General features: G+C 37.9%; 6 protein-coding genes and 2 rRNA genes. 1 reads left to right on the top strand and 7 read right to left on the bottom strand.

Going from position 1 to position 8342, the window contains the following annotated elements; translation table 11 throughout:
* Positions 1-770: 770 nt before the first annotated feature.
* On the top strand, positions 771-1328 hold the full coding sequence (locus BW986_RS29045) for a shikimate kinase (RefSeq protein WP_076373281.1): 558 nt from the start codon (positions 771-773) through the stop codon (positions 1326-1328).
* A 121-nt stretch (positions 1329-1449) separates the two neighbouring features.
* Here the strand turns inward: BW986_RS29045 and BW986_RS29040 are convergent, their stop codons facing one another.
* The 7 genes from BW986_RS29040 to BW986_RS29010 all read right to left on the bottom strand — a co-directional run.
* On the bottom strand, positions 1450-2463 hold the full coding sequence (locus tag BW986_RS29040) for a LacI family DNA-binding transcriptional regulator (RefSeq protein WP_076373279.1): 1014 nt from the start codon (positions 2461-2463) through the stop codon (positions 1450-1452).
* A 220-nt stretch (positions 2464-2683) separates the two neighbouring features.
* Complete coding sequence (locus BW986_RS29035; protein WP_076373277.1) at positions 2684-3892, bottom strand: MFS transporter; 1209 nt, start codon at positions 3890-3892, stop codon at positions 2684-2686.
* A 280-nt stretch (positions 3893-4172) separates the two neighbouring features.
* Positions 4173-5057 (bottom strand): quinate/shikimate dehydrogenase, encoded by an 885-nt coding sequence (locus tag BW986_RS29030; RefSeq protein WP_076373275.1) that lies wholly within the window; start codon positions 5055-5057, stop codon positions 4173-4175.
* Between the two features lie 59 nt (positions 5058-5116).
* The gene (gene aroD / locus BW986_RS29025) at positions 5117-5878 is read right to left on the bottom strand and encodes a type I 3-dehydroquinate dehydratase (RefSeq protein WP_076373273.1); all 762 of its coding nucleotides are present in this window, start codon (positions 5876-5878) and stop codon (positions 5117-5119) included.
* Positions 5879-5948: 70 nt separating this feature from the next.
* Positions 5949-7151 (bottom strand): MFS transporter, encoded by a 1203-nt coding sequence (locus BW986_RS29020; RefSeq protein WP_076373271.1) that lies wholly within the window; start codon positions 7149-7151, stop codon positions 5949-5951.
* Between the two features lie 923 nt (positions 7152-8074).
* Positions 8075-8190: ribosomal RNA gene (rrf, locus tag BW986_RS29015) — 5S ribosomal RNA — on the bottom strand.
* A gap of 63 nt (positions 8191-8253) precedes the next feature.
* Positions 8254-8342, bottom strand: a 23S ribosomal RNA gene (locus tag BW986_RS29010); the annotation flags it as partial.

The raw sequence follows: 8342 nt of genomic DNA, 5'->3' as shown, positions 1-8342 counted from the left end.
AATGTTTGACTTGCTCATTTGCTTTTTTTGATAGTGTGCGCTCACTTAAAATTTAACGTTGGCGCTTTGTTTTGTTCAGTTTTCAAAGAGCAATTTCACAATCGTCCTTTCGAACGGCTGTTTATTCATCATAACATCTTATTGATTAGTTGTCAACTTCTGCGAAGTTTTTAACTTATTTTAAATCGCTGTGTTTTTCAGCGACCATTTCATCTTATCATTTTCATAGTAAGAAGTCAATAGTTATTTCTTTCAACAATCTGCCGAAAGTGATGAAGTTTTTCGTTTGTCTTAGTTGGTGCTTATTTATATTAATCCTTTCCCAATATAAAGTCAATACATTTCTTTGTTAAATGATTTAATCACTTAATAGGAATAAATGCACTCGTCGTCCCTTGGCTTCCGCTTAAAACATATAAACGAACAAAATCATCGCTCCGCCCTTTTCATTAAATCAAAGACCCATTTTTAACACATTCCCCTTCAACCTAATAATGCTTTAAGCAAAATCCATAAAACCTGCAAGTAATAGGGATCGGCAATAACAAACTGGATGGACGTATAGTTAGATTTATAAATCGATAAAGAAAACTGATTGTTCCTTTCGAATGGATTGATTTAAAATATACCTCTAAATCACGGAATTTCATTGTCCAAATATTAAAAAATTTTTTTACAATTTTACTTTCTTGTACTATAATAAATATATTTTAAAAATTTCAGGAGAGACTTTTAATCATTATAAAAATAGTTGGGAGAGGGATTTATAAATGATTAATAAAAACACATCTTTGAGGATGCAAAGTATCGTTTTTATTGGCTTTATGGGGGTAGGAAAGACGACGATCGGACAGAAAGTAGCAAGGAAATTATATAGGGACTTTATTGATATAGATCAAGAAATTGAAAAAGAATTCAATATGCCCGCTACAGAAATATTCAAGAAGTTTGGCGAAAAAGCCTTTCGCGAAAAAGAAAAAAGTGTGATTGAAAGCTTCAGTCAACAACAATTGAAAATCATTTCAGTTGGAGGCGGGGCATTTTTACAAGAGGATATACGGAATATCTGTTTATCCAATTGCATTGTCTTTTATCTGGACTTATCTTGGGAATACTGGAAAGAGAGAATCGGCTTATTAATTGATAGTAGACCTGTTTTACAAAGTCGGTCCCTTGAGGAAATCGAAGAACTCTTTTACACCAGACAAGAAATATACTCCTATCATCATTCAAAAGTGAATACCAATGATCTTGATGTTGATGAAGTGGCAGACTTCATAGTTGATTCATTGAAAGTGGCCTGGGATATTTATGAACCGCTTAAGTAAGACCATCCTTTTTGTTATGTAATCAATGTTCCCAATAAAAGAATAATAGAAAAGATGAAAAGGGTACAGCGGTATGGATACCTAGCCTCCTGTAAACTAATCACCTTTTTATTTTTCTTTTTTAGGAAGACTCTCTAATAATGAGTTCCGGATTCAATATGATTCGCTGTTGTTCACGTTCAATTTTCTCCATTTGCTGATACAGAAGATTCGCTGCCTCTTTTCCAATACGTCTAGGGAATGAGGAAATGGTCGTTAGCGGAGGATGATAGATTTCTGCGACTGGAACGTTATCGAACCCTACGATATCTATATCTTTTCCAGGTGTATATCCTTTCATCATTAATCCTTGCATAACACCGAAGGCAATTAAGTCACTAAAGCAAAAAATCGCCGTAGGCGGATTAGGATTCTCCAGTACTTTCAATACAGCCTCCAGCCCTCCTTCCCGTGTAGGGGCACTATCTATCACCAACGATTCATCCACTTCCAATCCAGCTCTTGAAAGAGCTTCACGGTATCCTTCCATTCTCTCGATCCAAGTAGAAGATTCCTTGATGCCACCAAGGAGCGCAATTCTTTTATGCCCCTTTCCAAGGAGATGATCAACAGCGATCCTGGCTCCTTCTGGATAATCTATGCCTACATAGTCACTATTCACTCCAGGTAGTTCCCTAACAGCAAGGACCATAGGCGTGTCAATTTCATTTAACCGTTCAATTGTATCTTGTGAGCTTTCAGAGACAGGACAAAGAATCAGGCCTCCCACCCTATGCTCCATCATGGTCGAAAGGAGATGGTCTTGCTTGGCAACCGAGTCGAATGTAGTCCCCAGCAACACTGTATACCCGACCTCATCCAATGCATCGTGAACGCCTATCAGGAATTCAGAAAAAAAGGTATTTGATATGTCGGTAATGATGATTCCTACAGTATCGGAACTCCGCGACCTTAGGTTTGCTGCAATTCTATCGTAAACATAGCCCAATTCATGCATGGATTTTAATACCTTTTTTCGCGTCGCTTCCGATATTCGGGGGTTATTACGAACGATAAGGGAAGCAGTGGATGTAGATACCCCAGCATGTTTCGCTACCTCTTGCAGCGTGACCCGGCCTTTTTTGGATTGTTTCATAGTTCAATCACCATCTTGAATGTATTTTTGATGTACTTATTATTATCATGTTCTTACTATAATAATAATATAGTTACTGTCATTATTACACCCTTGCTTTTGGAACATGGTCATCTCATCGATTAATAATCCCTCCAATACATCTATATCCAATATTCATTAGCCCCCAAAAACGCCACCCTAGTTCTAGAAGATGGAGTTTTAATACTCCTTCAATATTTTAGCCATGGTTAAATATGGTCTGGTGCTGTGTCAATTTTTTATACCGGTAATAAACAAAAGCGGCAGCTAGGATTCCTATCGTTGCAATAAAGCAATCGAAAAGAAATATATGCGATATATCTCCATTCTTAGCGATCAAGCCCGTTGCAATTGGTAAAATGACGCTCGCCAAACTGGATGCCGTCGCAACGATCCCCGTTACAGTTCCTTTTTTCCTCCAGAAGAGTTCAGTCATTATTGCAATGGTTAATTGAAATATCCCAGCTGTCGATGCTCCAAGGAAAAAGGAGCTAATACTTAAGACAATAGGTGAATGTATCGTTAATATGATGATTACCGTAAGTAAAGTAATCATTGGATAAAGCAATATCACCGTCACGGGCTTAATCCATTTGTTTAATAAGATGGATAATAGCAAGACGGAAATTAGAGATCCAACACTATAAAAGCTCAATAATTTAATTGCACCTGAAGATGACATCCCTGCAACTTCCTGGCCGAAACTCGGTAACCAGATTTGCGAAACTGTAAATAACGCAGTTGATGTAAACCCAATTATGATTAGCGCGACTCCTTCGCTCCAAAATTTAGGTTCAGTTATGAACCTGTTCATATGCAAACCCTCCTCATGACTGACAGCATCGGATTTGCTTTTTGGAAATGAAGCGGACAACATAAAAAACATATTCATGAAATAGATGACAGCCGGTAATAAAAATGAAAACCCATAAAATAATTGGTTCCTAGTAAGAAACAAGATGAGTAATGGTAAGATGGTTGCACCAAGTGAACCAAAAGCCTTGACCATAACACTGGCGGAACCAGCAGATTCAGGAAACATTTCAGTTAGCGCCGGATATGTACCAGCATCCATGGCTGAGTTGGATATTCCCGCAAGTAAAGCAAATACAAAGGCCATTTCATATGTGGGGGAAAATGGAATCCCAATTAAAAAAACTCCCATTATAACCGAAGAGACAATGACCAATGGCTTTCTTCCAAATTTATCCGATAATACTCCCGAGAGACCATACGTGAGTAATCTTCCTATTCCTATAGCTGCAATAAGATAACTGATGCCAGTAGAGTCCGTATCCCATTGTTCTGTTAAAGAGGGCATGTTTGAGGCGAGAATTATATTTACCATCCCCAGCAGAAAATAGTTAATATACATGCCAGATGCCGCTTTAAAATACTGATTTTTCATTATTACACCCCTATAATAAATCACGTTGTGTTTCTCCCCTAGAACACTTTAATGCAAAATGTAATTACATTAAAGCCTCCCCTTTATGTTATCCATTTACATGAAAACCACTTTTCAAAAAAAAAATGCTAAGAAAAACAAGGGATTTCACTCCCTGCATTTTCTTAGCTCCGAGGTTTCTGCACTCATTTGATGGTAATCATATAACGATGATGCACATCGATTATGACTAAACCTCTATTACGATAAAATGGAGAATAATCTCCAGAGTGGAATCATCTTATTCTGCAAACAATTGCTCTTTGATGTAATCAACAGGCATCTGTTGTCCTGTCCATAATTCAAAGGCCAATGCACCTTGCCAAAGCATCATCCCAAGGCCATTAATGGCTGTAGCACCGGCAGCCTCAGCTTGTTCCATAAGTTTAGATTTACGTGGGATGTATACAACATCGGTTACGATTAAATCAGGACGCAGCATTGCTTCGTCTTGAATGACACTTAAGCCTTCAAGTGGTTTCATGCCAACGCCGGTTCCATTTGCCAAAATATCACTAGTTGCGATTTCAGCCTTTAATTGTTCAACATTTTCAAGAGGGTATACATTAGCTTTCACATTTAAGTGCTTCATATCTTCATTGATGATCCGTACATTCTCTACTGCTTGCGGGAAGAAAGCATCATCACGAGCAAAAATGCTGATTTCTGCCACACCTTCCAACGCAGATTGAATGGCAATTGGAGTAGCAGCCCCACCAGAACCGATAAGAGTCATTTTCTTGCCTTTAATATCTATACCATGTTCTTTTAGGTTCCGAGTATATCCCATTCCATCGGTACTGTGCCCCACGAACTTTCCATCGACATTGACAACTGTATTAACGGCTCCTGAAAATTTAGCACTGTCTGCCAATTGATCAAGATACGGAAGGATTTTCATTTTATTAGGCATGGATACATTAAATCCTTTCACATTTAATGCACGCATCCCTTTGACTGCATCTTCCAGCTGTTCATTTCCAACTTCAAATGCTAAATAGGCGCAATTCAAGCCTAATTTATCGAAAGCCAAATTATGCATGGCAGGTGATAAAGAATGTCCGATAGGTGTTGCCAGCAATCCTACTAATTCTGTTTTCCCATTAATTCGTCCTAAATTTTCCATGTTCTATTCCCCCTGATTTTTAAACTTTATATAAACTCCTTCTTGGAAGGAATTATGAGTTAAATGTTTTGATCAATGATCTCCAATACATCTCTTAATTGAGCAACAGGAATTTGTCCTGGGGCAGATGCTTCTTTTCCGGCACCGAATGTACAAGCAGATCCAAACACCGCACCTGATAATCGACTGACCAGGCCTGTGCCCGACATTGACATCGTAATGAATGGACGATCGGCATACTTTGTTTTCATCGTGTAAGTTGCATCTAATAAAACGAGTAAGTCACCCACCGTCTGGGGCATTACAGCGATTTTTGGAATATGGGCGCCAAATTCCTGCATTTTACGCAATCGGTAAATGATTTCTTCTTTTGCTGGTGTCTTATCGAAATCATGGTTACACATTACTACGTATACGCCATTTTCCTCAGCTGCCTTTACAGTCTCCTTCACTGATGATTCTTCAAAAAATAATTCCACATCGACAAGATCAATATTCTTCGTTCCAATTGCTTCATGAAGAAGTTGGAAATAATATTCATCGCTGATTTCCTTGTTCCCGCCTTCTTTATGGCTTCTAAAAGTGAAAAGCAGCAAAGTATTGGGTACAGCACTTCTAAGTTTAGAAATCATATCCGAAACGGCTTCTAAGCTTTCGACTTGTTCATAGACATCTACTCGCCATTCAATGATATCCGGCTGTAGCGCATTTACCGTTTCAACTTCTTTAAGCAGTTCTTCTTCAGTTGTTCCCATCAGTGGAACGATGATCTTTGGTACCCCTTCTCCGATCGTTACGTCTTTGATCGTGATTGTTTTCATGGATGTTTCCCCCTTTTATCATTATCTTCAGTGGAGATTCATGCCCCGCTGATTTTTCGGCTAAAACCGTTTAATTGGAAACCTTAATTACCTTTTTGTATCGATAGGCAACGAATACGGCCAATAAAATACTAACTACCGCAATTGCCACATCAAACAAGAAGACCGCAGTTAAACCAGCACTCTTAGAAATGATACCTGTAACGAAAGGTATGATGATAAAGGCTGAACTAGCTGCAATGTTTACATACGAAGTAATCGTCCCTTTATTGGCAGGGAAGAACTCTGTTATTATTGTCATGGCCAATTGGAACACCCCTGCAGTTGAAAGCCCTATGAAGAAAGCGCTCAAAACAGTTATAAATGGTTGTTGGATGTATAGGAGTGACAATAAAGATAATGCAGCAATGATCGGATAAATAATCATGACGGTAATGGGCTTAATTACTTTATTCAATAGAACTGCTAGTAATATGACAGAAACAAGGGAGCCAATGCTATAGTAACTAAGCAATTGAACAGCCTTAGCTTGAGTTAGCCCCAATACATCTTGTCCAAAGTTCGGGAGCCAGACTTGAACCAGCATGAATAAAGCAGTTGATGTGAAGCCTAATAGTATGACGGCAACCCCCTCCTGAGCAAACTTCGGTTTTGAGAGGAATTGGTGTTGAACCGGCACAGCTTGTTCATCATCTTGAGTCTGGATTTGAGCTTTATGATCCGGGAATGAAACCTTAAGCAGGAAAAATCCATTAACAAGGTAAACAGCAGCCATTAAGAAGAATGTATATCCGTAAAACATATCTCTAGCCATAAAGAACGCCATGATAAATGGTAGAAGTGCGGCACCGACTGAAACGAATGCTTTTATTAATACAGTTGCGGAACCTGCTTTCTTTTGAAAAGCCTCAATTAGTGCTGGATACGTACCAGCATCCAAAAATGAGTTTGCAACACCAGCACACACAGCAAATATAAATGCCAATGTATAGTTAGGAGCCAAAGGTATACCTATGAGAAAGATCAGGTAGATAAAAGATGCTGAAACGACAAACGGCTTCCTTCCTAACTTATCCGACAGTCTACCTGCGAAAAACAAGGAAACTAACTTACCGATTCCTATTGCAGAGACCAAGTAACTTATCCCTGAGGCACTTGTATTTAATTGTTCGGATAAATTTTCCATATTTGACCCAATGATAATATTGATCATGCCTAAAATAAAATAGCTAATATATAAACCTGTGGCCATTTTTATAAATGGATTTTTCATGAAACACACCCCTATTAAAAAAGTTATCGAAATACAATTTGATTCTTAAGCCTTTCAGAAGTTTCCCCCTTGCCCCATACCATAAATTTAAGAAACAAGTTACGTACTAAATAAAAACAATAAACTTGATTAGGTTAACCGGCTTACACTAGTACATCGTTCTACTAACTTTCGCAAACTAGTATATCGTTCTACTAATCTTAGTTAATATTAGTACATCGTTCTACCAATAATATTGGTATATCGTTATACTAATATTGAACGATTAGTTTCTAAATTCAAAAGGTATTGGATTAGCTCTTGCGCTAAAGTTATTTAGTTAACTTTCTTTAGTATATCGTTCTACCAAACTATTATACTGCGCTAATTTAATTGTGTCAAACTTCCGAATCAGTCCTTAATAACTATAAAGCGAGCCTCATACTCATTACTTCTAATTTCCGAAGTGCTCATTTTGGATCCTATTTACGTTAAAAGTTAGCCATACCTTTGATTTGTTATTGTTCATACAAGATGAAGAACACTTATATTTACAGTGGCACAAATTATTTTATTATTTATGAAGGCTCCCTTCCTTTTCGATATTCTCCACCTTTTTAGTTACCAGTTTCTGAATAAATTTCTTTTTAGCTAAAATATATGAACTGCTGTTTATTTAAATCCAATTCTCCAGTTATTTGCAGTCGATTTGAATACCTCGTTCCTAAGTAAGTTGGAAGAATATCTCGCTTATATCCTAAGTTGAGGATGGGTCAAAACGATTCTAAATATAAAATGAGAACCCTTTCGATTTCAGTCTCTCTCAAGGATGATGATATAACAACTTCTGTATATATAGAAATAATGGGGCCTCATAATTTTTGCAGTTTTTTGATTTTATAACGCAAAAAAAGACCAGCCAGGATGGCTGATCTTTTTAAATGGCTTGGCGGCGTCCTACTCTCACAGGGGGAAACCCCCAACTACTATCGGCGCTGAAGAGCTTAACTGCCGTGTTCGGAATGGGAACGGGTGTGACCTCTTCGCTATCGCCACCAAACATGTAAGGAACGTTGTTCCTTCAAAACTAGATAATAAGAAGGTATTTCATTTTTTTAAAGCGTTGGTTAAGTCCTCGATCTATTAGTATCAGTCAGCTCCACATGTCACCATGCTTCCACCTCTGACCTATCAACCTGATCATCTTTCAGG

Origin of the sequence: Peribacillus simplex, from assembly GCF_900156045.1 — a bacterium.
Lineage (GTDB): Bacteria > Bacillota > Bacilli > Bacillales > DSM-1321 > Peribacillus > Peribacillus simplex_D.
Note: the sequence above shows the minus strand (reverse complement) of the source record. Positions and strands in the feature narration are given on the sequence as shown.